The sequence below is a fragment of the Pseudomonas syringae group sp. J254-4 genome (assembly GCF_032586855.1).
GTDB classification, from domain to species: domain Bacteria; phylum Pseudomonadota; class Gammaproteobacteria; order Pseudomonadales; family Pseudomonadaceae; genus Aquipseudomonas; species Aquipseudomonas amygdali.
This window is the reverse complement of the sequence record NZ_JAWHOO010000008.1, coordinates 195420-218064: the sequence shown is the minus strand read 5'-3', so window position 1 is coordinate 218064 and position 22645 is coordinate 195420. Positions and strand designations below refer to the sequence as shown.

At 58.3% G+C, this 22645-nt stretch carries 21 protein-coding genes; 10 read left to right on the top strand and 11 right to left on the bottom strand.

The genetic code is table 11. The features are described from left to right. Window positions 1–79 precede the first annotated feature (79 nt). Window positions 80–1219 (bottom strand): pectate lyase, encoded by a 1140-nt coding sequence (locus tag RYB09_RS12815; protein ID WP_316888729.1) that lies wholly within the window; start codon window positions 1217–1219, stop codon window positions 80–82. 337 nt (window positions 1220–1556) lie between these two features. Next, window positions 1557–2861, bottom strand: coding sequence for a sensor histidine kinase (locus RYB09_RS12810; RefSeq protein ID WP_058402224.1), 1305 nt, complete (start codon window positions 2859–2861; stop codon window positions 1557–1559). 512 nt (window positions 2862–3373) lie between these two features. Here RYB09_RS12810 and RYB09_RS12805 point away from each other — a divergent pair. The 8 genes from RYB09_RS12805 (at window position 3374) to RYB09_RS12770 (ending at window position 12642) form a co-directional block, all read left to right on the top strand. Beyond that, entirely contained in the window at window positions 3374–4981 is a 1608-nt protein-coding gene (locus RYB09_RS12805; RefSeq protein ID WP_316888727.1) for a M10 family metallopeptidase, read from the top strand. 342 nt (window positions 4982–5323) lie between these two features. Beyond that, window positions 5324–6727 (top strand): amidase, encoded by a 1404-nt coding sequence (locus RYB09_RS12800; RefSeq protein WP_316888725.1) that lies wholly within the window; start codon window positions 5324–5326, stop codon window positions 6725–6727. Between the two features lie 80 nt (window positions 6728–6807). Next, the gene (locus RYB09_RS12795; protein WP_058402227.1) at window positions 6808–7566 is read left to right on the top strand and encodes a DeoR/GlpR family DNA-binding transcription regulator; all 759 of its coding nucleotides are present in this window, start codon (window positions 6808–6810) and stop codon (window positions 7564–7566) included. Then, window positions 7544–8824: a M20 family metallo-hydrolase gene (locus tag RYB09_RS12790; protein WP_122265392.1), complete on the top strand. Its 1281-nt coding sequence runs from the start codon at window positions 7544–7546 to the stop codon at window positions 8822–8824. The genes RYB09_RS12795 and RYB09_RS12790 overlap by 23 nt, the downstream gene beginning before the upstream one ends. A gap of 9 nt (window positions 8825–8833) precedes the next feature. Then, entirely contained in the window at window positions 8834–9787 is a 954-nt protein-coding gene (locus RYB09_RS12785; protein WP_316888722.1) for an aminoglycoside phosphotransferase family protein, read from the top strand. Continuing rightward, the gene (locus RYB09_RS12780) at window positions 9784–10719 is read left to right on the top strand and encodes a choline kinase family protein (RefSeq protein ID WP_005731749.1); all 936 of its coding nucleotides are present in this window, start codon (window positions 9784–9786) and stop codon (window positions 10717–10719) included. Before RYB09_RS12785 ends, RYB09_RS12780 begins: the two co-directional genes overlap by 4 nt. A 136-nt stretch (window positions 10720–10855) precedes the next feature. Continuing rightward, window positions 10856–11116 carry a hypothetical protein gene (locus RYB09_RS12775; RefSeq protein ID WP_004664870.1) on the top strand — a complete coding sequence of 87 codons (261 nt, stop codon included), beginning with the start codon at window positions 10856–10858 and terminating at the stop codon, window positions 11114–11116. After that, window positions 11113–12642: a sodium:solute symporter gene (locus RYB09_RS12770; protein ID WP_122259488.1), complete on the top strand. Its 1530-nt coding sequence runs from the start codon at window positions 11113–11115 to the stop codon at window positions 12640–12642. Before RYB09_RS12775 ends, RYB09_RS12770 begins: the two co-directional genes overlap by 4 nt. Here the strand turns inward: RYB09_RS12770 and RYB09_RS12765 are convergent. Next, on the bottom strand, window positions 12632–13540 hold the full coding sequence (locus RYB09_RS12765) for a LysR family transcriptional regulator (RefSeq protein ID WP_316888720.1): 909 nt from the start codon (window positions 13538–13540) through the stop codon (window positions 12632–12634). The two genes, RYB09_RS12770 and RYB09_RS12765, sit on opposite strands and share 11 nt — an antisense overlap. 128 nt (window positions 13541–13668) lie before the next feature. Here RYB09_RS12765 and RYB09_RS12760 point away from each other — a divergent pair, with 128 nt between their 5' ends. After that, the gene (locus tag RYB09_RS12760; protein WP_122259486.1) at window positions 13669–14532 is read left to right on the top strand and encodes an aldo/keto reductase family oxidoreductase; all 864 of its coding nucleotides are present in this window, start codon (window positions 13669–13671) and stop codon (window positions 14530–14532) included. A 20-nt stretch (window positions 14533–14552) separates the two neighbouring features. Here RYB09_RS12760 and RYB09_RS12755 read toward each other — a convergent pair whose 3' ends face one another. Further along, complete coding sequence (locus RYB09_RS12755) at window positions 14553–15389, bottom strand: pirin family protein (protein ID WP_058408185.1); 837 nt, start codon at window positions 15387–15389, stop codon at window positions 14553–14555. A 113-nt stretch (window positions 15390–15502) separates the two neighbouring features. Between RYB09_RS12755 and RYB09_RS12750 the strand changes: the two genes are divergently transcribed. Further along, on the top strand, window positions 15503–16414 hold the full coding sequence (locus RYB09_RS12750) for a LysR family transcriptional regulator (RefSeq protein ID WP_058408184.1): 912 nt from the start codon (window positions 15503–15505) through the stop codon (window positions 16412–16414). Window positions 16415–16445: 31 nt separating this feature from the next. Here RYB09_RS12750 and RYB09_RS12745 read toward each other — a convergent pair whose 3' ends face one another. The 7 genes from RYB09_RS12745 to RYB09_RS12715 all read right to left on the bottom strand — a co-directional run bounded on the left by RYB09_RS12745 (window position 16446) and on the right by RYB09_RS12715 (window position 22383). Beyond that, window positions 16446–16883, bottom strand: a complete 438-nt coding sequence (locus tag RYB09_RS12745) for a helix-turn-helix domain-containing protein (protein WP_058408183.1) — start codon at window positions 16881–16883, stop codon at window positions 16446–16448. Window positions 16884–17173: 290 nt separating this feature from the next. Next, window positions 17174–17797 (bottom strand): membrane integrity-associated transporter subunit PqiC, encoded by a 624-nt coding sequence (locus RYB09_RS12740; RefSeq protein WP_058402237.1) that lies wholly within the window; start codon window positions 17795–17797, stop codon window positions 17174–17176. Then, window positions 17794–19473: an intermembrane transport protein PqiB gene (locus RYB09_RS12735; protein ID WP_316888713.1), complete on the bottom strand. Its 1680-nt coding sequence runs from the start codon at window positions 19471–19473 to the stop codon at window positions 17794–17796. The genes RYB09_RS12740 and RYB09_RS12735 overlap by 4 nt, the downstream gene beginning before the upstream one ends. After that, window positions 19466–20080, bottom strand: a complete 615-nt coding sequence (locus RYB09_RS12730) for a paraquat-inducible protein A (RefSeq protein ID WP_058408182.1) — start codon at window positions 20078–20080, stop codon at window positions 19466–19468. Before RYB09_RS12730 ends, RYB09_RS12735 begins: the two co-directional genes overlap by 8 nt. Then, a complete protein-coding gene (locus RYB09_RS12725; RefSeq protein WP_058402240.1) occupies window positions 20077–20706 on the bottom strand; it encodes a paraquat-inducible protein A in 630 nt (209 codons plus the stop codon). Before RYB09_RS12725 ends, RYB09_RS12730 begins: the two co-directional genes overlap by 4 nt. A gap of 275 nt (window positions 20707–20981) precedes the next feature. Further along, on the bottom strand, window positions 20982–21281 hold the full coding sequence (locus tag RYB09_RS12720) for a protealysin inhibitor emfourin (RefSeq protein ID WP_002553232.1): 300 nt from the start codon (window positions 21279–21281) through the stop codon (window positions 20982–20984). 31 nt (window positions 21282–21312) lie between these two features. Further along, window positions 21313–22383, bottom strand: coding sequence for a M4 family metallopeptidase (locus RYB09_RS12715; RefSeq protein ID WP_005745200.1), 1071 nt, complete (start codon window positions 22381–22383; stop codon window positions 21313–21315). Window positions 22384–22645 lie beyond the last annotated feature (262 nt).

Genomic DNA, 22645 nt, shown 5'->3' with positions numbered 1-22645 from the left:
GTTTCATCGCCCGGCGATAACCTGCTCAATAAAAGACCCTCATCGAGAGGGTCTTTTATCGTCCTGTACAACCGGCGTATCAGATTTTGCCAGCGCCGGCCTTGGCCTTGACATCGGCCGCAACCTTGTCAGCCGCCAGAGGGGTGTAGCTGTACGGAGGGGTCCAGCCAATGCTGGTGCTCCAGGAACAGCTGATGACACTGCCGTTTACCAGCGACCCGCTATCACGGTAGACACTGCCGCCATAGTCGGCCGCAACCTTGCTGCAACCACTGATGCCGCTGATATCGAGCACATTGCGCTCAGAGAAGATTTTCGAACCTTTTCCGACGCCCTGAGCATACACAAACGGGTAGACCTTATGGCTGGTACTTCCAGTGTGGTAGTTGTTGTAAAGATGAACCTGACCAAACCGCACGCGCGGCCCGCGAGAGGAAATGTTCTCGAACAACGAGTTGTGAATGGTCACCTTCAGTTTGCCGTCATCGGTTGTTTTACTGTCACTTGAACCGATCAGGCTATTCTTTTCGTGATTCCGGAACACGGAATACGAAATGGTGACATAGTTGGCGCCGTTCTTGACGTCCAGTGCGCCATCATGGTGTTGTTTTGGACGACCATTGGCCGTGCCGTTCTGATCATCAGTGCGACGGCCGTCGGTAAACGTCACATGATCGATCCATACATTACTGGCACCTTCGACCGTCAGACCGTCGTACTCCGAGTTCCAGTTGCCAGCGCTGCCATCTTCCGGGTCCCAGACCGGTTCCGGGTCCCAGGGGTTCTCAATGGTCAGGTTGCGAATGATGACGTCGTTTTCCTTGGCGTAGAAAAACCCTTCCCTTATCTCGGCACTGCTGGAGGTGCCGACAATCGTGGTTTTGCCGGGGATGTCCAGGCGGGCGCGCTGCTTCATGTCAGAGGTTTTGGTGTACGGCTTGCCCTCGCTGACATCAATAACCCCCGTCACCTTTATAATCCGGCCGTTGCTGCCTGCCGACGCAGCCAGCGCGGCTTTCAGCTCGGCGGCGTTTTTTACCGTATAAATGTTATTCGCTGCTGCCCTTGAACCACCCTTGGTGCCACCGTTCTGCGTCGCCCAGCCGGTAGTGGCAACATCGGTGGCGATATCGGCGTGGGCAGACAGGCTGACAGACAATAGCGATACAAGAATGCCGCCCGTCAATGCGAGTGGCGTAAAACCATGAGGCTTCAACATATAATCTATTCCTTGATTAATGTGTGTACAACGTGCAGTCATTGCAACTGCGTGTCCCACAGCAAACATCCTGTTGCCAAGGCAGTAGCGCAAACAGAATGTTTGCTGTCGATTGAATATAGTCCTGAATCGGAAAGCGGCAGTGTTGCGTGTGTATTTTTTTGTAAAAGAGAACCAATGCCTTTTATTTTCTATACGCATCTAACATGCAATAAGTACATCGCTATTGTTGCCGTGATGGTGGTGTAATTCATGCGCTGAATGCGTCTTCCGCAGCCCGTTATTCATTTAGTGAATAACAAGGCTGCGTGCGGCGCTCGTTAAGTAGTGGGGGCGCTTAGTTCGTTAAATTGATCGGCCCCAGTATTCTCAGATAGAGATGCACGGTTGTCCCGTTTTCAGGTGCTGTTTCGACGCGTGCGCCTCCGCCTGCGTTCACCGCAAACTCCTGCACCTGAACAAGGCCCAGGCCGGCACCCGGTTCGGAGCGTCTGGTGGTGAAGAAGGGTTCGAATATCTGTTCCTTGAGATCGGCGGCCATGCCAGGGCCATTGTCGGCCACGCTGAGTACCAAATAATCGCCTTCCGGCAATCGTGGATCTTCCTTGACTGACTCCAGTCGGGTGGCGATATGTACCTTGCCAGACCCTGACATTGCATCACGGGCGTTGGCCAGGAGGTTCAATACGGCGGCGTGCAACTGCGCTTCGGCGCACAGGACGCCCCAGCCCTGTGCGCTAAGGTCGAACGACAGTTCCAGATTGTCGCCCGCCGAGCGCAATAGCAGATCACGGGCGGCATCGATCCTTTCGCTGACATCGATGCAGATCAGTTCGGGGCCGTCCTGACGAACGCTGTCGAGTAAACGGGTGACCAGTTGTCGACCATGATCCACAGCCCGCAGGCCGGTGTCACTGAGCGTCTCGACATCGGTCGGGCGGCGTGAGCGCATGCGGACAAGTTGCAGGCTGGCGCTCAGCGCCTGGAGCAGGTTGTTGAAGTCGTGGGCGATACTCGCTGTGAGCATTCCCAGTGACGACACCCGCTGTGACTGGCGCAGGTTGCGTTCCACGGCCAGGCTTTGACTCTGCGCGCTTTCGAGCCCCAAAGCCAATTCTGCGGCATGGTGGTCGCGCTGCTGGGTAAGCAGGCGATATTGCATCAAGGCTGCGGTCTGGCGGGCCAGTGCCAGCAGGGCCAGACGTTGTTGTTCGGTCAGAACACGCGGCCAGATATCGATTATACATACAGTGCCGAGCGCATGGCCCGTATCGGTGCGAATCGGTGCGCCTGCATAAAACCGGATATAAGGAGGGCCCAGCACCAGGGGGCTCTCTTTGAAGCGAGGGTCGGTGGTGGCATCTTCTACGACCAGCACATCGGAAGGTTGCAGGATTGCATGTGCGCAGAAGGCCAGATCGCGATGGGTTTCCTTGACGTCCAGGCCGATGCAGGCCTTGAACCACTGGCGTTCCCGGTCAACCAGCGAGACCAGAGCGATGGGCGCGTCGCACAGCGTGGTAGCGAGCAGCACAATGTCGTCGAAGTCCTGCTCGGGAGCGCTGTCCAGTATCCTGAGATGCTCAAGAGACAGGACTCGTTCTTCTTCGTTGGCAGGAAGTGGCGCAGGGTGGTGGGTCATGGGCGCACCGCGATCAGATGAGATAAGGTCTTATGATGCCTATGATTTATACGGGGCAGCAAGGTACCCAGCGTATAAATGCGCGCGATCCGGCCGGATGCGTCAGGCTTCGGTTCTTTACCTGTCGCGAACGCTGAACCGTCCAGCGCGTCGACATCCGTTACACGATAGCTCAACTGCACCCTCTTCGTTGCCGGCCTTGATCGGGTTCTCGCGTTTTGCCGTGAATGCTGATTGGCGGCTCGGGCAATGAACCCGGTCAGTTGGAATCGTGGGTTTAAAGAAGGTTTCATGTAGCGCTATTAGTAGGAGGCGTATAATAACTATAAAAGTATATTCGTAATAAGAAATCTGTGGGTGTTGGCAATGCATGTCCGGCATCCGTAAGTAGTTTGCTTGTAACGTATTGTGCCCATAGTGTGCCTGTTATGTAATAAACTGCCTGGCGATTTTTGCGTGGGCAAAGATCGTTGGTTAATCACTAACGTGTGTATTCTTCAGGAGCATTGCTGATGCCCGGCCCAAATGATTCAAGTCCTGCCGAACTTTTGCCCGAAGGGTCTCCCGACGACAGAGTCACCAGCCTGTTGTGGGGGCCGTTCTGGTTAGGCGATTCAACCGGTACTCATCTCACTTACAGCTTTCATACTGCCAACTCCGTCTATGCCACTGACTACAGTCGCTCTCAGGAGCCCAGCGATGCCTATTCACTGACCGATGCCCAGGCAGCGGCGGCAAGAAGTGCGTTGGGTGCATGGAGTGCAGTGGCAGACATCAAATTTACCGAGGTTCAGGACACCCCGGACAATGTCGGAGACATTCGTTTTGGCGGCTTCAAGAGTCTGCAAAGTACTGAGTATGGCCAGGCTTACGCGCCAGGCACACTGGGCCGGTCCGGTGATGTCTGGATCGGTCCGAAAGTCAACGCGGCTGATCCTGCCAAAGGCACGGATGATTACCTGACGTTCATGCATGAAACGGGTCATGCATTGGGTTTGAAGCATTCGTTTGAAGCCTCGCAATACAACGATGTTTTGCTCGATGCCAAGTTCGAAGATGCCCGTTACACCATCATGAGCTACACCAACAACTACAGTTTCAAACCCACCACGCCGATGTTGCTCGATGTGGCGGCCATGCAGTTTATATACGGCGCCAACACCACCTATCACAGCGGTAATGACGTCTACAAATGGGCACCCGATCAGTCGGTGTTCGAGACGATTTGGGACGCTGGTGGCAAGGATACGATCGATGCCAGCAATCAGGCATCGTTTGTGAAGATCAACCTCAACGAGGGTGAGTTCAGCACCATCGGCAAGGCGTTCCTCGATTACAACCAGAACCCTGATGCCCCGACGCTGATGAACTCAGGGCTGGCGATTGCCTACGGTGCGCACATTGAAAACGCCATTGGCTCTGCTTTCAATGACACGCTGATCGGCAACAGCCTGGATAACGTGCTTGATGGTCGTGGCGGTCTGGACACCATGATTGGCGGTCTGGGTAACGACACCTACGTTATTGATCAGGCTGGTGAGCTCGCTTTGGTGCAAGAGAAGGCCAATGAGGGCATCGATACACTCAAGATCACCTATGACAATACATCGCCGGTTGCCACAGTGATCGACCTGAATGCCGGCCCACTGGCCAACTTTGAAAACGTCCACCTCAAAGGTGAGGGCGAGTTCACGTTGCTGGGCAATGATCGCAACAATACCCTGACCGGTAACGATGCGAACAATGTGCTGTTCGGCGGCGCGGGCAATGACAAGCTGGTTGGCGGTCTGGGCGCAGACATCATGACCGGCGGCAGCGGCGCTGACCGTTTTGTGTTCAATGACCTTGCAGAAATGGGCAAAGGCCAGGCCAGCGACGTGATTACCGACTTCAACAGCCAGCAGGGCGACAAGCTGAGCTTCCTGAAGATGGATGCCAACGTGGACACCAAAGCCCTTGATGCTTTCAGCTTCATTGGCAGCGGTGAATTCACCGGCGCTGGCCAGCTACGTTTCACCGACCATGTGCTGTCCGGCAACGTCAATGGTGATTTGCATGCAGACTTTGAAATCCAGCTGGTCGGTGTAACCGATTTCCATGCTTACGATCTGGCGGTTTGATCGCTGACTTGAAATACCGGTTTCAATGACAGGACTGCGCCACGGACAGGCGCCGTTCTCTCTGCTTGCCCATCGCCTCCTTCTTTCTTCCTCCTGCCTCTTCCCGCCGTTTTAACTGCGCACCGCAATTGGGCGACGCAGGGTTTTGAGCTTTTTTTGGCACCGTGACGGTGCTGTTACAAAATTTAAAACCACAAATTCAATATATCCAACAAAACCCACTTGACGCGCCAGCCCCTGCTGAATGTAATGCGCCGACAGTCGTCGGCATTGGGCATCGCGCAGAAGTATCTCACTGATGAAAAAGAGGTATCTACATTGATTGAGCCAAAGCCATCGTCCATGCCTGCCGTGATTGAAGCTGCCGCGCTTGTCCGCAAAGGCTGCATGACGCCGATACGCTTGACCGAGTTATGTCTGGCAACGATTGAAACCCACAATTCCACACTCAATGCGTTTGGTGATGTATACGCCGATGTCGCGCTCGAACAGGCCTGGACGATGACTGCCGAACTGCAGCGTGGTCAGGTGCGAGGCCCGCTGCACGGCATACCCTTTGGCATCAAGGATCTCTTTTCGACAGCGGGACTGCGCACCACGCGTGGCTCGTTGACTGCTCTGGACTCGGTGCCGGTACAGGATGCGCCGATCATTCGCCGCCTCAAGAATGCCGGTGCGATCATTCTGGGCAAGACAGCGACGACAGAGTTCGGCTGGACCGGCGCGAGTACGTCGCGGGTGTTCGGCAACGGACGCAACCCGTGGGACCCGACACTGACCAGTGGTGGCTCAAGTTCCGGCTCGGCGATTGCGGTGGCCGCGCGCATGGTGCCGGCCGCACTGGGCTCCGATGGTGGCGGCTCGGTGCGCATACCTGGCTCGTTCTGTGGCGCGTTCGCCCTCAAAGGCACCCTGGGACGCATTCCGACCTGGCCCTGGTCGGCCACCGAAATGCTCAGTCATGCCGGGCCGATTACCCGAACCGTGCGTGATAGCGCGTTGCTGTTCGATATCCTGTCGGGGCCGGATCCGCTGGATCACCAGGCGCTGCCAGCCCCTGACGAGTCCTTTCTGGCACGGTGTGACCAACCGCTGAACCCGTTGCGTATCGGCTTCTGCCCGACGCTGTTTGACACACCGGTCGATCCGCAAATCGCCGCAGCGGTTGAAGCTGCTGTGGGCAATATCGCCAGGTCGCTGCCCGTCACGGTCAGTACGCTCAAACCAGCCTGGCAGGACCCGCTGGCGACGTTCGAAACCCTGTGGGTCGCCGGACGCGGTATCGCCTATGGCAAGGCGCTTGCGCAGCAACTGGATCAGCTTGACCCTGGCTTTGCCGATCTGATCAGGCGTTCTGCCCAGTACAGCCTGAGTGATTACTTGCAGGCACTTCAACAGCGCGCTGCGTTTGCCAATCAGGTCCATGCGCTGTTTGAAGATTACGATCTGCTGATCATGCCCACGTTGCCGATTCTGCCGTTTACTGCCGACGACGTGGCACCGGCCGGTTATGCCGGGCAGGACGGCGCTGTGCCGTGGGCGCGCTGGACGCCATTTACTTACCCTTTCAACATTACCGGCAACCCGGCGGCCAACCTGCCCTGCGGGTGGAGTTCCGGCGGGCTGCCCATTGGTCTGCAAGTGGTCGGGCCACGCTTTGCCGACGCTCAGGTGCTGCAGTTCTGTGCCGCTGTGGAAGCCATCGCGCCATGGGATCAACACTTGCCACCGATTTTGGGGCAGTAGCCATGTCCCTCTTGCTTGCGGATCAACGGCCAACGGGCCCGGACACTGGAGTTCTTACTTTGCAACGGAATGCCACCCCCATGCTCAATCAGCCGCGCCTGGACGAAATCATGCGCCTGCTCGCCCAACAGCAGCGTGTCAAGGCGTCGGACCTTGCACAATTGCTGTTCGTGTCCGAAGAGACCATCCGCCGTGACTTCAAGTATCTGGAAGAAGAGGGCCGATTAAGGCGAATTCACGGTGGCGCGATTCTGCCCAGATCCAGCGAAGAACTGCCTTTGCAGGAGCGCAGCAGGCTCAAGCCCCGCGCCAAGGCGGGTATTGCTGCCCGCGCTGCGCAACTGGTCAGCGAAGGCATGGCGATCTTCCTCGACACCGGTACTTCGACGCTGGCGCTGGCCCAGCAACTGACGCGGTTCAGCCAGCTGAAGATCATCACCAACTCGCTGGACATCGCTCAGTTGATATCGCACCAGAGCGACAATCAGGTGCTGGTTGCGCCCGGCGATGTGCGGCGTACCGACAACGCCTTGATCGGGCCGCATACGCTGGAGTTCGCCCGACAGTTCCATTACGACATCGCCTTCATGGGGATCGGCGGCATTGATCTGGACCTGGGGCTGATGGATTACCAGGAGCCGGAAGCCATGTTGCGCAGAACGCTGGTCAGGCACTGCACGCGCAGTGTTGTGCTGGCTGATGATGGCAAGTTCGGTCATCGCACCTTTATCAATACTCTTCCGTTCGCCGCGATCACCACCCTGGTCACCAATCGCGCGTTATCCGACGAGTTTGTGACACGCCTGGAGAAAGATCATGTCGACACCCTCTATCCCTGAACTGATCGAGCCAGGTGCAACTGATCTGGCGGCATTTGAAGCGCTGTTTCAGCAAAGCTCGGCCATTGGTGCAACACCTGCGGGTGGCTTGCACCGGCTGGCGGCATCGGCTGAAGACGGCCGGGTACGCGATCTGTTTCGGGACTGGCTGAAAGAGCACGGCTTTGAAGTGCGTATCGATGCGATCGGCAACCTGTTCGGCCTCATGACGTTTGATCCCCAGGCGCCTTATCTGCTGTGCGGTTCACATCTGGACAGCCAGCCGAGCGCGGGTCGTTTCGACGGTGTGTACGGCGTGCTTGCCGGTGCCGTGGCGGTGTCCAGCCTGGCGCGGCAACTGCGTGAACGCGGTGAAATACCTGCCTGCAATCTGGCCGTGGTCAACTGGACCAACGAGGAGGGCGCCCGCTTTCAGCCGAGCCTGATCGGCAGCGGTGTATTTACCGGGGCACTGGCCCTGGAAAATGCCTGGGAAAGCCGTGATGGCGATGGCATCCGTTTGAAGGATGCGCTGCAGGCCATAGGTTATCTGGGTAATGATCAGGTTGATTTGAACATTGCCGGGTACGTCGAAATTCATGTCGAGCAAGGCACTGGTCTGGAGAGCAGCCAGACGGCAATCGGCGTAGTCCGGGAAACCTGGGCTGCGTTGAAACGCCGGGTGCGCTTCGATGGCGAGCAGAATCATACCGGCCCTACGCCCATGGCCGCCCGCCGTGACGCATTGCTGGCTGCCGCACACACCATTACGGCGGTGCGCGACGAGGCCGGGCAACATGGCTTGCAGATGCACAGCTCGGTAGGGCGTATCGAGGTGTATCCCAATTCACCCAATGTCGTGCCTTCCCGGGTCTCCCTGCTTATCGAGTACCGCTCCCGCGATGTCGGTCTGCTGAGCGCGGCAGGTGAACGACTGGACGCAACGCTGCACACCATCGCCGACAGGACCATGACCGGGTTTGAGGTGGAAAGTAGCGTACTGCGCCCGCCCGCCAGGCTGCATGACGGTTTTGCGGAACTGGCGCACGCAGTAGGCGGCGAGTTGGGTCTGTCGACCGCCGACAGCATGACGGTCGCTGGCCATGACGCAATCAGCATGAACCGCCATTACCCGGTGTGCCTGCTGTTCATTCCCAGCAGCAATGGCGTCTCCCATAACGAGGCCGAATACACCAGCGATCAGGACATGCGCAACGGTTTGCGCATGCTGACCGGGCTGTTGTATCGGGCTTGCACCTCATCCGCTTCGTTTCGTTGAGGACTGACCATGTCATATGCCGACGACCTGACCACCCGCCTGCTCGGTGCATTGGCAAACTGCGGACTGGATGCGAACGCGCACACTGAGGTCGTTACGCAGGGTGTGGCATCGCCTTCCAGGCTGTCGACCGAGTGGACGGGGTTTCGAGTGGTCGCTGCACAGGGCGCTGTTTACGCCAAGGTGCTGCATGCCGACATGGCGCAACTGATTGATTTCGGACAGGCGGCGCAGGCCAGTGAATGCGCAGGCCGCAGTGGCGCGGCACCGCGCTTGCTTGGCGCAGACGCGGCCTGCAGTGTGCTGATTTTCGAGGACCTGGGTCTGGACTGGCGTGCTGCCCGGCTTGATGACCTGCTCGCGCCGGGCCGTCTTCAGGCGCTGTGGGCGCTCAAGCGGCTGGTGCATGCCGGGCCTGTGCCTGATGTTGTGCGCTCGCCGATGATGGATATCGAGCGCCTTCGCACACTCTGCGATCGTGACAACGTTGCACTGCCGGCAGAACACCAATGGATTGACCGCTGCGTTGACATGGTCTGGCAGGCATTGCAGACCCGCTCTGTGCAGGCGGTGCCGCTGCACGGTGACGGCGTGGCCAGCAATGTCATGGTGTCACGCGATGGCCGGTTGCGCCTGGTGGATTTCGACTACGGCGGCTGCATGGACCCCTGGTACGACGTTGCGATTACCCTCAATGAGCTTTATTCGTTTGAAAGCCAGTGGCGTGAAGGGATCAGCGCATGGGCGGGGCAGTGTCTGGAAGTCGACTATGCCGTCTGCCGCTTGTATGCGCTGATCAACGACTGGTACTGGACATTGTGGGGGCTTTGGGCGGGTACGACGTCCGTGCGGCCACTGGAGTTTTCCAAGGTCGGGCAATGGACGTTGCTGCGTTGTCGGCAGTGTGTTCAGGACCCGCGCCTGGAAGGCTGGATGCGTCAGGTTCAGGAGGGTAGAGCATGAAAACGTTAGGGCAGTCTGTCAGTACCCAGGAACGACAACTGGAAGCTGCGGTGCGCAGTATCGACAGTTGGCAGGGACGGCGCGTCGGCTACGAGCCGGTCAGCGGCGGCATCTCCAACACCAATTGGCGGGTCGAGGTCGAGGGGGCCGACACGGCGTACTTTTTCAAGGTGCCGGGCGCCGGCACAGAAATGTTCATTGACCGCCACACCGCCCACGAGGCCAGTGTGAAAGCGGCGCAAACCGGCTACGGTGCGCCGGTGTTTGCGTTTCTTGAAGCGTTCGGTGTCGAAGTGTTCGAGTTCATGGAGGGCTGGCGGGCATCCTCCAATCATGACTTCCTGCAGCGCGACATACGCCACGGCGCTCTGCACGGGCTCAAGGCGTTCAACGATCAGCCGTTGCTGAAACAGACCAAGACCGTGTTCGACATGATTGCCGAGCACCAGAACCAGGTGGCGGAACTCAAGGGCATCAAACCTCAGGATGACGACTGGTTGTGCCTGCAATATCAGCGCGCAAAAGCTGCCCTGCAAGCTTCCGGAATTGACCTGGCACCGTGCATGAATGACACGCTGGCAGGCAACTTCATGCTCAACGCGGAGCGTCAGATTCGCCTGGTGGATTTCGAGTACGCCTCCAATAACGATCGCCATTACGAACTGGCGCTGTGGTTCGGCGAGATGTTTTTCAGTGACGAGATGGAACTGGCGCTGATCGAGGACTATTTCGGTCAGGTCAGCGCGCAAACCGTAGCGCGGATCAAGCTGAACAAGGCGTTGGCAGATATCAAATGGTCAACCTGGGCAATGGTCCAGCACGCCGTGTCGCAACTGGACTTCGACTTTTACAAGTACGGCACCTGGAAGCACATGCGCGCGCGCAGCATCATCAATGATTCGCAATGGGAAACCTGGTTGCGACAGGCATGACCCGTCCTCTCCAGGCATACCTGTAACAAGCACTCCAATAATAAAAAAGTAGCGGGTGACCGCGTGTTCCTTTTCCTGCTTGAGTTTTATCCGATCACTTATCCATAGCCAGATCCTGAAATTCAAGGAGCACTCCATGAGTAACGTTCCGTCTTCTGAAAATCCCGGCCGCCTGAAAAATCTGGTGTTTGGCCTGTACTTCTTCGCGCTGTTGATGATGGCGCTGTTTCCACCGTTCTACCTCAAGGTCAGTGGCAGCACCGCGCTGGTGCTTGGTGTTCCGTTGCCGATCTTCTACTGGATTCTGATCGCCGTGCTCATGGGGCTGGGCCTGTGGATGCTTTACGTGGTCGAGTCTCTGCTGGGTGAAATTCCACAAGAGGGGGACGGGCAATGATCAGCACGACTACGGTTTCGGACCTTTACATCACCTTCGGCCTGATCGGCGTGTTCCTGGCGGGCATGATTGCCGTGTTGTACGCGACCAATCGCAAGAGCGAGAGCTTTTCCGACTACGCGGTGGGCGGTCGTTCCTACGGCCCCTGGTTCATCGCCATGTGCTACACCAACTCGTGGTGGCCGGGTGCAACCTTTACCGCATTCTTTGCCTTGTCTGTCGGTGGCGCGCTGGGCTTTTACGGCATGGTCTACGCCACGCTCGGCGTGACCGCCATGTACCTGATGGCCAATCGTGCCTGGACCTGGGGCAAGCGTTTCAACCTGACCACCCAGCCGGATCTGCTGGGCATGCGCTTCAATAGCCCGGTGGTCAAACGCATTGCCTCGATCATTGGCATCATCTCGGTATTTCCCTGGGTGGTGATGGGCATTCAGGCCCTCGCGACGCTTTTTCAGTTCGCCAGCTTTGGCCGTTGGGGCGTGACCACTTGCCTGCTGGTCGGGGTGGTGGTGATCCTGATTCGGCAGTACTGGACGGTGAGCATGGGCATGCGCGGCCTGATCATGACCGACATGTATCAGGGGCTGATTGCCTACGTGCTGTGTGCCGCGCTGTGCATTTTCCTGCTGTTCGGTGCTCAGGCGTCGTTCGCCAACCTGTCGCAACTGCCCGCCAGCATGCTGGTGATTCCGGGCGGCGCAGGCAGCACGTATGGCCCGATGTACATGTTCAGCCTGATCTTTACCGGGGTGATCGGCTCGATGTGCTGGCCCATGAGCTTTCAGCGTATCTATACCGCCAGCGGTGTGCGTTCGGTGAAGAAGGGCACACTCCTGACCATCATGCTGGTGGGTGGCTTCTACGGCATTCTGATGCTGTTCGCCGCGGCAATCAGTCAGGACCCCAACGTGGCCGCGCATCCGCAGCATGGCTGGTTCCTGTCACTGTTCGATATCGGCGGGCCGTGGTTGCTTGGGCTGGCAATCATGATTGTCCTGGCGGCCAGCATCGGCCATGTCGACGGCTGCGTTCAGGTGTGCGGTACACAGTTTGCCAATGACCTGGCGACCTGGAGCAAGCCGCGCAGTGATCGCGAGAAGACCGTTCTCGCCAAGGTGGGCATGGTGGTTTTCATCGCGGCGGCGTCGCTGCTGGCGTACCTGACCTTCGATTACGCGCGCCTGCAACTGCTGGCGCAGATTTCCTATCAGGGCATCATCCAGCTGGCCGTGCCGCTGTTCTTCGGGGTCTTCAGCCGTCGTGGCAACAAGCAAGGCGCGATTGCCGGCATGCTGGTGGGCATTGTGATCGCCATTGTGCTGACCACCATCTACCCCGATGACATTCCGGCACTGGGGTCGTTGACCAGCGGCATCATCGGCCTGATCTTCAATGCGGGCATTTTTGTCGCGTGCGCCATTGCAATCAAGCCGAGTGCGGAGGAGGCCAGACGCGTTGATGAGCTGTTCGCCATGGCAGCACCGGCGCGTCATGGCGTAGGCCCGATTGCGGCTATGGGCTGATGTCGCGGGCATTGATAAAGTCGATGAAGGCCCTGAGCGGCGAGGGCAGGTAGCGGCGTCCTGGATAGTACAGATACGGCCCGGTGAAGCGCTGCCACCAGGGCTCAAGTATCGGTTCCAGTGCGCCGCTGTCCAGATGAGGCCGTAACCAGTCCTCGAACAGGTGGACAACACCCAGCCCGTCGATGGCGGCCTGCACCGTCAGATCAAAGGCTCCGCCTATTCTTACGGTCAACGGGCCTGCCGGGTCGACCTTGACGGTTTCACCATCGCGTTCGTATTCCCACAGCGGTATTACCCCGCTGGGGAATTTGCCTCGCAGGCAGGCGTGTTCCAGCAAGTCTTTCGGGTGTACAGGACGTCCTCTGGCGTTCAGGTACGCGGGTGACGCGGCCGTAGCAAAGCGCTGAAACCTCGGGCCGATGGGGACGGCAATCATGTCCTGCTCCAGACGCTCATCGTAGCGGATGCCCGCATCACAGCCGGCGGCGAGCATATCGACAAAGCTTTCTTCGGTGACCACCTCCAGGCGAATGTCGGGGTAGGTTTGCAGGAATGGCGTGATGATCGACGGCAGCACCAGCCTGGCGGCGCTGACGGGGACGTTCAATCTCAACGTTCCTGACGGGCGATCACGAAAGTCGTTGACCACATCCAGGGCCGACTCAACCGCGCCAAGCGCGGGCACGATGCGCTCCATCAGTTTGGCGCCAGCCTCGGTCGGGGCAACGCTGCGGGTGGTGCGGTTGAGTAGCCTCACCCCAAGCCGCGCCTCCATGCGGCGTATGGCGTCGCTCAGGCTCGAGGCAGATTTGCCGCTGGTCCGCGCTGCCTCGCGAAACCCTGCGGCATTGACCACTGCGACGAATGCCAGCAGGTCCTGAATATCGGTAGTCATTCTTCCTTCCCCATCATGTCCTGTTCAGTGTTCTGTGAGCCGTACAGGTTGTGCCGATTACACCTGATTATCAGCGCAGTGCTCAATGCCTATAGTGAGATACACATATCGGGATCAAGGGGCACACAATGAGTCATGCAAGCAAGGCGGGTACATTTCTGTTGGGCAGCCATCGCGTCAATCGCATGGGCTATGGGGCGATGCAACTGGCAGGGCCTGGCGTGTTCGGCCCTGCGAAGGACCCCCAGGCAGCCGTTGCGGTATTGCGTGAAGCCCTCGCGCAGGGGGTTAACCATATCGATACGGCAGACTTCTACGGCCCGCATGTCACCAATAAGCTGATTCGTGAGGCACTGCATCCTTATGCAAAGGACCTGCTGATCGTCACCAAGGTTGGCGCGGTACGTGGCCCGGATGCTTCATGGAATCCTGCGTTCAGCCCGGCGCAATTGACCGGGGCGGTGCATGACAATTTGAACAACCTCGGCCTCGATGTACTTGATGTCGTCAACTTTCGGGCATGGGGAGACCAGCACTCGCCGGCAGAAGGATCCATCGAAGAACCCTTGACCGTGCTGGCCGACTTGCAGCGCCAGGGTTTGATCCGGCACCTTGGGGTGAGTAACGTCACTGCAAGACAAGTCAGACAGGCGCAGGAAATCGCTGACATTGTTTGCGTACAGAATCATTACAACCTTTCCCACCGCACTGACGAAGCGCTGATTGCAGAGCTGGGCGAGCAGGGCATTGCTTATGTACCGTTCTTCCCGATGGGCGGATTTTCACCCCTGCAATCGCAAACCCTGACCCGAGTGGCTGGTCGCCTGAATGCTTCGCCACTGTGTGTCGCCCTGGCGTGGTTGCTGCAGCGCGCAGCGAATATTCTGCTGATTCCCGGTACGTCCTCGCTGGCTCATTTGCGCGAAAACCTTAATGCCAGTGAACTGGTCATCGCGCCTGAGCTGCTTGCCGAGCTTGATAGCGTGGCGTAGCGCACTGCCGTGCTGCGCAGTCAGAGCCTGCCTTGTTCGCGCAGCAATGCGCCGATTCGCTCTATCTCCAGTTCGCCCTGAATGAGCGCGGCCTTACTGGTGTGCACCGAATAGTAGCCGGTGACCAGATCATGCGGGTGCTTGACTGCCGACCCCAGCACGAAATGGGTATCGCCTTTTGCGACGAAGTCGATAGGGCGATCCGATTCCTCGAAAATCGCCAGTTCGCCAGCGCTGATCGGGCCACCTGCATCGAGGTGTCCGGTGTTGATCGCCAGCCAGGCGACGCTATGACCTGCTGGCGGCGTGTAGCGCCAGTGCTCGCCGTCTTTCAGCTTTACGGCCAGATAATTCATGCCCTGTGGTGCAGGTATGCTGCTTTGTGCTGCACCGTAACGCCCCAGCAGCACCTTTGCCGGGCCTTGCTGGGCTACCTGGGACGCCGCCAGATAAACGCTGTTTGCGGGGCCGTTCTCTTGCGCTGCGGGCAGGGCTATCCATAGCTGGAAGCCTGTAATCGGCGCATCGCTGACCGGCTGGGCGTCATGCCACACGCCATTGCCTGCGCTCATCCATTCCACACCGCCATTGGGCAATATGCCTGATTTACCGGTGGTGTCTTCGTAGGCCAGTTCGCCTTCGATCATATAGGTCAGCGTTGCAATCCCTGAGTGTGGGTGCATGCCGAAACCTTTTTTCCCCGGCTCGGGTTTGAAGCCGAATTGATCAAGAAATACGAAAGGCTTCAATAACTGACCCAGATCGCCCGGGCTCATCAGGCGAGTAATAGGCCCTCGGCTTTTGCCGCTGGTGCGATGGGTGATGGCGCGTGGCTGAATGTTGACGATGGTGTTCATAGCGTTGTCCTCTGGGCCTTGATGCCTGAGCACAAAGAATAAGCCTCTGTGGATTACTTGATTAGCCGGTATAGTTGGTTTGGACTCATCCATAAATAGAAGGAATCAGTCTCGTGGCGCTTGATCTCAATGATGTCGCTCTGTTTGTGCAGGTCGTGCGCAGCGGCAGCTTTGCGCAGGCGGCAAGGCACCTGGGCATGCCTTCCAATACGGTCAGCCGCAGGGTTCAGCAGTTGGAAATACAGCTGGGCACTCGATTGTTGCAGCGGTCGACACGCAAGCTGGTCCTTACCCAGGCAGGAGAAGACTTCCACGAACGCTGTGTGGGCGCTGTCGATGGTTTGATGGATGCCGCAGAGCAGCTTGTTTCAGGCCGTGAAGAGCCTGGCGGCCGACTGCGCATCGCCGCGATGGCGGATTTTTTCGATTTCTTTTCGATGGAGTGGGTGGCTGATTTTCTTGCCAAATACCCACGGGTTCAGGTGGAGTTCGTGCTCAGCGATGAGCGCGCCGACCTGATCGCTGACCGGCTGGACATCGCGTTCCGCGGCGGCCCCTTGCAGGATTCGGGCTACGTAGGGCGACAACTGATCGAAGAGGGGCATGACACTATGGTCGCCAGCCCGGCTTATATCGCTGCTCACGGCATGCCTGATTCCCTGCCGAGCCTGCACGGGCATTACTGCGTCAGCCCGGCGCATCCCGGCGGGAGCACTGTCTGGCGCTTGCTCGGGCCGGACGCGAAGATGCATGAGGTGCAGATTGCCAGCCGATTCAATGCCAACACCGCGCAGGCATTGCGTAAAGCGACCCTGGCGGGGCTCGGTATTGCGCTGTTGCCCGCGACGCTTATCCGCTCGGATCTGCGTGATGGGCGACTGGTCCAAGTACTGACGCAGTACCAGCGTACCAGTCATGGTCTGCATGTGCTTTATCCCAGTCGGCAACATCTGCCGCCTGCGGTGTCGGCATTCATAGCGTTGGTGATGGAGAAACTCAGGGACAAGGCGTTTCCCGCGCAATGAGCCGCCGTGGCGGCACATTGCATGCTCTGGGTCATTTCAATTTCGAGGTCATGTAGATCAGCCGGACCGTCGCGACGGTAATGGCTTCTGCGTCGTTCTTGATGTTTTCCAACTGATCGCTGTCCACGTTGCTGTCGCCTGCGTTTGATTCAATCAAACGGGTCACGTGGTACAGGTTCTGAGTCACTTCGTGCAGGTTGCCGTGCAAACGCGCAACAACACGGTTGAGCGGCGCGCAGGCCTGACTGTTCTGAGCCGCTACGGCGGGTGAGCCAAGGCCGGTCACCACGTAGGCTACATCTACGCCCGCATTCGAGATACTTGAAAGGTAGTCTGCCCGGGGAGAGCGAATACCATTTTCGTAGTTGCCCTGAGCGTTGGTCTCCACGCCGCCTATCGCACCCAGTGCGCTTTGCGAAAGTTTGAGGCGCAGGCGCTCCTTTTTCAGCCGTGGTCCGATCCCTGTCATCCGTTTGTCCTCGATAGACTGTCCGCTGCAAGCCAAAGGCTTGTTGCCACACATCAGGGTTAACAAGCGTTACTGGCATTGACCGATAAGGCATTCCAACAGACCCGGAAACCGAGCATTCGGGTCGATCAGGTACTAACGTGCCAGACAGACCTCGGAGTGTACGTAGGAATTAAACAGGGTGATACATTTTTGTACGGACTTGAACGCTTTTAAGCGGCGGTTTTGCAAGGCTTTCTGCAGCGATGCTGCCTGAAACCGGGAGGTCTTTAATGGACCTCCCGATAGGCTTACAGGCAGTGAGAGGCGGGCTGTGCGGTCCAGCTCGCGGCAGTGGCGGCGATCTTGTCAGCCAGTCGGGACACGGCTTTCTGGTGGGCGATAATGAGACTTTCCATGCCTTCCCCGGCCTGTTCACGAATCACGCTGCTGCAAGTCAGGCTCTTGCGCTTGCTCCCGGCGGTAGCGCCTGCATCGCGAAGCCCGAGCGTCCAGACCACATCGATCAACGCATAATTGCCAGGCATCGATTCGAAGCGGCGTACATCTGTACGGATCGAAAGCACCGGCTGATCGCTGTTTTTCGGCAGGCCAGCCATGTCGCGACTGCCGAAATGACGTTCAAGTTGCGGGGTCAGCGCATCATGAAACTCGTCGCCCAGCGGCGAGCCCCAGCGTTCGGTGTCCAGAATCGCGAGGCTGCCGTTGCCCTGGCGAACCACCAGTGGCGGCTGGTCAACCTGAACCGGCATCAGTACCGGCAGCATCTCGAACTGGAACGGCATGGGTCTGGCCGCTACGCTGCTGGCCGCGCCCATGGGCGCAATCAGGGTGTAATAGTGGGTCTGCGTCGATGTGCAGGCACCCAGGCCCAGGGCTGCGGCAAGTACCGCCAGTTTCAGGCGCAAGGTCATTGTTTTGGCTCCAGATCAATGGCTCGGGAAGAGGACGGGGCGTTGAACGAGCGTGGGGCTGCATCGCCCGTGCGACCGCGAATCAGCGATTCTGGATGGCGGCTGAGGAAGTCGGTCAATACCCGTACCGAACGAGCGGTGCGCTGCACTTCATCCAGCGCCTGGCCCAGCTGTTGACGCGCAGGCGAATCTTCAGCGAATGAATCGTTGGCGGTGCCCAGCGTTTTTTCAGCCTGCTGCAAGGTGCCACGCATCTGCGGCAGCACGCTGCCGTTCACCTGTTTGAGGGTTTTCTGCAGTTCGCTGAGGCTGCCATTCAGGTTCTTCGCAAGGTCGTCGATCGGCAGTTTGCTGAGCTTCTCGACGAACGCCTGCAATTGCTCCTGCAACTTGTCGAAGCTGCCCGGTACGGTCGGGATTTCCAGCGGACGGGCCTTGGCATTGAATGCCACTTTCGGTGCCTTTGGATCGAATTCCATGGCGATGTACAACTGGCCGGTCAACAGGTTGCCGTTGCGCACCTGAGCGCGAAGGCCATTGGCGACAAACGCTCCCAGCACTCTGGCGGATTGTTCTTCTTCATCGCCCTTGCCGCCGAGTTCCTGCAGTTTCGACTCGGCCGCACCCAGGCGCTTGGGGTAAATCACTGCGCCCACGATACCAGGGAAGGTCTTGGTTGCCGGGTCGTAATCCAGATCGACCGACACCACCTTGCCGATATTGACGCCCAGGAAGTCCACCGCTGCGTTGACCGTCAACCCGCGAAGCGACTGATTGAAGCGCATGCGGATGTAGCGTGGCTCCCCATCGGGAGGTGCCAGTGCGGTGGCCTGATCATCGAATATCTTGAACTCGGCGTTCTCATCGGCGAGTTTCGAGTCCGGGCTCCAGTTGGGCTCGCGGAAGGCAATGCCGCCGGAGATGATCGAGGTCAGCGACTGGGTATTGACCTTCACCCCTGACGCGCCAACCGTGATGTCGACCCCGCTGGCGTTCCAGAAGCGTGTGTCGGTGGTGATGTACTGATCATTTGGTGCGTTGATGAAGATCTGAATATCGACCCCGCGACCATCCTTGGACAACTCGTAGCCAACCACCTGACCGACCTGAATGCGTCGATAGTAGATCGGTGAGCCAATGTCCAGAGAGCCCAGGTCATCGGTATGCAGTTTGAAGCGCTTGCCTTTTTCACCAAAAGTGACCGGTGGCGGCGTTTCCAGACCGGTAAAGCTGGTTTTGGTCTCTTCGGAGCTGCCCGCGTCGGCACCAATGAAAGCGCCTGACAGCAACGTGTCGACGCCCGATACGCCATGTGCGCCGATGCGTGGTCGCACCACCCAGAACTGGCTGTCGATTCTCGTGAACGGCGCGGCGCTGGTGTTCAGGTCGATGCTGGCCAGTACATGAGTACGGTCTTCACTGAGGGTGATATCGGTGACCATGCCGATAATCACGTTCTTGTATTTGACCTGGGTCTTGTTGGCCTCAAGGCCTTCTGCGGTCAGGAAGCTCACGGTGATTTTAGGGCCGATGTTCATCCAGTCATGCAAGGCCATGGATACACCAATGATCGCGGCAACGATCGGCACCAGCCAGATCAGCGAGACGCGCAGGCGACGACGTTTGACTTCAGGGCGTGGCACTGAAGCAGACGGGGGGAGGGTATTGTCAGACATCTTCAACCTCTGCGTCCCAGATAAGCCGGGGATCGAAACTCATGGCGGCGAACATCGTCATCACCACTACCAAGCCAAAAAACAGAATACCGATCCGCGGCTCGATGGTGCTGAGCTCGCGAAACTGAACCAGAGACGCCACGAGGGCCACAACCAGCACATCGAGCATCGACCAGTAGCCGATCAGCTCGATGAAACGGTAAAGACGTGCGCGTTCGCGCATCGCCCAGGTGCTGCGGCGCTGACACGTGATCAGCAGCATGCCCAGCACCAGAAATTTGAGACAGGGCACCAGAACGCTGGCGACAAAGATCAGGATGGCAATGTCCCAGGAGCCGCTTTCAAAGAACTCCAGTACGCCGCTCATGATGGTGCTTTCACTGCGGTTGCCCAGCAGATTGGTGTACATCACCGGCAGCACATTGGCCGGGATATAGAAGATCAGTGCGGCAATCAGGTAGGCCCAGGTGCGGCTGATACTGTTGGGCTTGCGTTTGTGCACCGGTGAGTCGCAGCGCGGGCAGCGCGTAGCGTCCTCCTGGCAGGCGTAACCGCAGGTGTGGCACAGGCAGAGCTTGTGTTCATGGGCGAAGGGAATGCCGTTCATTGCGGCGGCACTCCCAGTTCATCCCACAACCTGCGGATGTCCTTGTTGGCGATCAGCAGAATCAGCACCATCAGCATGGCCATGGCCCACAGGCCGACGCCGGGGTGCACGTCGAGCATTCCGGACAGCTTGATGATCGCCACCAGAATACCGAGCATGCACACTTCGAGCATGCTCCACGGCCGCAGGTGTTCCAGCGCGCGCATGCAGGCCCTGAAGCCGGGGGCGATGACGCCTTTGTGCGCGTGTACCAGTACCCAGAACAGCAGAGCGATCTGTAAAAGCGGCGCAAAGATAATCGAAAGGCCGGCGACCAGCGCAATGATTGTGATCCGCCCTTGAGCAAGGGCTTCAACCGATTGCCAGAGCGTGACCTCGTTGGTCAGGCCTTTCATGCTGATGCTGATCACGGGAAACAGGTTGGCGAACACAAAAAGCATGGCCGCAGCGACGGTCAGCGCCAGTAGCTGCTCGATGGTCATTCGGTGGCCGCGACCGAGCAGTGCCTCGCAACGCAGGCAGAACGCTGCTTCACCGGGCTTCAGCGGTTGCGCTTCGTACAGCGAGTCGCAATGCTCGCAAATGATCAGGCCAGAAGAGTGTTCAGTAGGATGCACAGTGCTCATCGACGCCATTGCTGCAGAGGTAAGGGGTGAGAACGCGAAGCACGAAAAGATACCTCGTTAATGGCAGTGTGAAGCGTTTTTTTTTGTACAGTCCACGCCAACGAATCGGTACACGTCATTGACCGCGGCGGCGGTGGGTGGTTCACATGTCATAGCGCCATTATTCCATGCAGGAGCACATGCAGGAACAAGGCTGGCGAATATGTCGGCAACCGATGCCTTTGACAGTCATCTGCAAGGCATCGGTCGCCGGATTTTTTTCGGGCAGGCCTGTCCTAGAGCTTGCCGGGCTTTACGCGTTGCTTGAGGAACCCGAGCAACTGGCGGGCGGACGCTGGCACGTTGTGTTCGTCGAACGTGAGGCAGATTTCTCTGGCCTCATCCTCAATGGTGATCTCGTACTGATTCAGATCCCGCGCCTGATCATTGAACGCGCTGCTGGACTGATTCAGGCCGCTGTCACTGACCAGCCGCTGCAGTTGCTCGGCTTCTGGCTGCTCAAGGGTGGACGTATCGACTTCACAGCGTTTGACGGCACCCGCAAAGCCGCCGGATTGCACTAGACAGACCTTCATTTCAAGCACCTTTGTGGTGGTTGCACTTCGGCTAAACCTTGACCCCGACTTCCTTCCAGGCCGCTTGTACGGCTTTTTTGGCTTTTGGGCCGAAGCGTGAGTCCGAGGCGATTTTTATGCTGGCTCTGGCGCAGTCGACAAACTGACTGTCAGACGCCAGCTCCAGCATCGTTTCATACCAGATTCTGCCCGCCACTTCCCAGGCATTTCCGCCCAGCGCCTTGGCAACCAGCACGAACGCCCGATTGGGGATGCCCGAATTGATGTGTACGCCGCCGCGATCCTTGGCGCCAGTGTACAGGTCGGCCATCGTTGCCGGTTGCGGGTCATCGCCCAGGTCTGGATCGTTGGAGTAGGCGGTGCCCGGTTTTTCCATATCGCGAATGCCCCGTCGTGTAGGGGCAGGAACTAACAATTCCTTGCCGACTACCCAGTCCGACTCGGCGGCGCTGGTGCCCTGTTTCCATTGACGCACCAGCATGCCGAAGACATCGGCGAAATGCTCGTTGAGGGCTCCGGACTGTCCGCGGTAGTCCAGGTTCGAGGTGAAACTCTGCACCCCGTGGGTCAGTTCATGGCCTATTACTTCCAGGCTGCCGGTGAAGCGCTTGAAGACCAGATCATCACCGTCGCCATACGCCATCTGGCTGCCATTCCAGTAGGCGTTGCTCAGCGGTACATGGTCGCCATTGAAGTCCACCTCGGCGACGTGCACCGTAGACACCAGGGACATGCCACTGTCGTCCAGCGAATTGCGCTCGAACAGTTCCGCGTAGAAATCGTAGACATCGCCGGAACCGTCGTAGGCTTCATCGGTTGCCTTGTCGCCAGTCGGGGCTTGGCCCTCCTTGCGAGCCACAGCGCCGGGAAGATCGTCGGTTCCCTTGGCATCGTGAATCACGCGGTGCTTTCGACCGTCAGGCGATTTGATCGCGTGCATGGAGGGCATGGTTCGGGCTGAAAGTCTTGATGCCAGGAACGCCGAGCTGCTCGTCAGATTGGCAATGGCCCGGGCGCTGACCAGAGTCTTGGGGGACTGCGCCATACGCTCGAGCATATAAGGCGGAATGAAGCAATGCAGGGGGTTACGGTCGTCGCACATGATGAACTCCTGTTCTAATGCACCAACGGCGGCAAGCCATCGGTCAACATGGTCGCAGGCGTTTGACACTTCATGTTGCGTTTATATGCAAAGAAATAGCTGATCACATGACCAGTGATCGCAAAAAATATAACTGATTGTTGCGAGAACAGCGCATGGCCAGTGCCCAATGCCCTTTGGTCGGGCATGCGACACCTCGACACAGTCCATCAACGGGCGTTGCGGGAATGTTAGACTCGCGCCACTTCAGACGAGGAGCAGA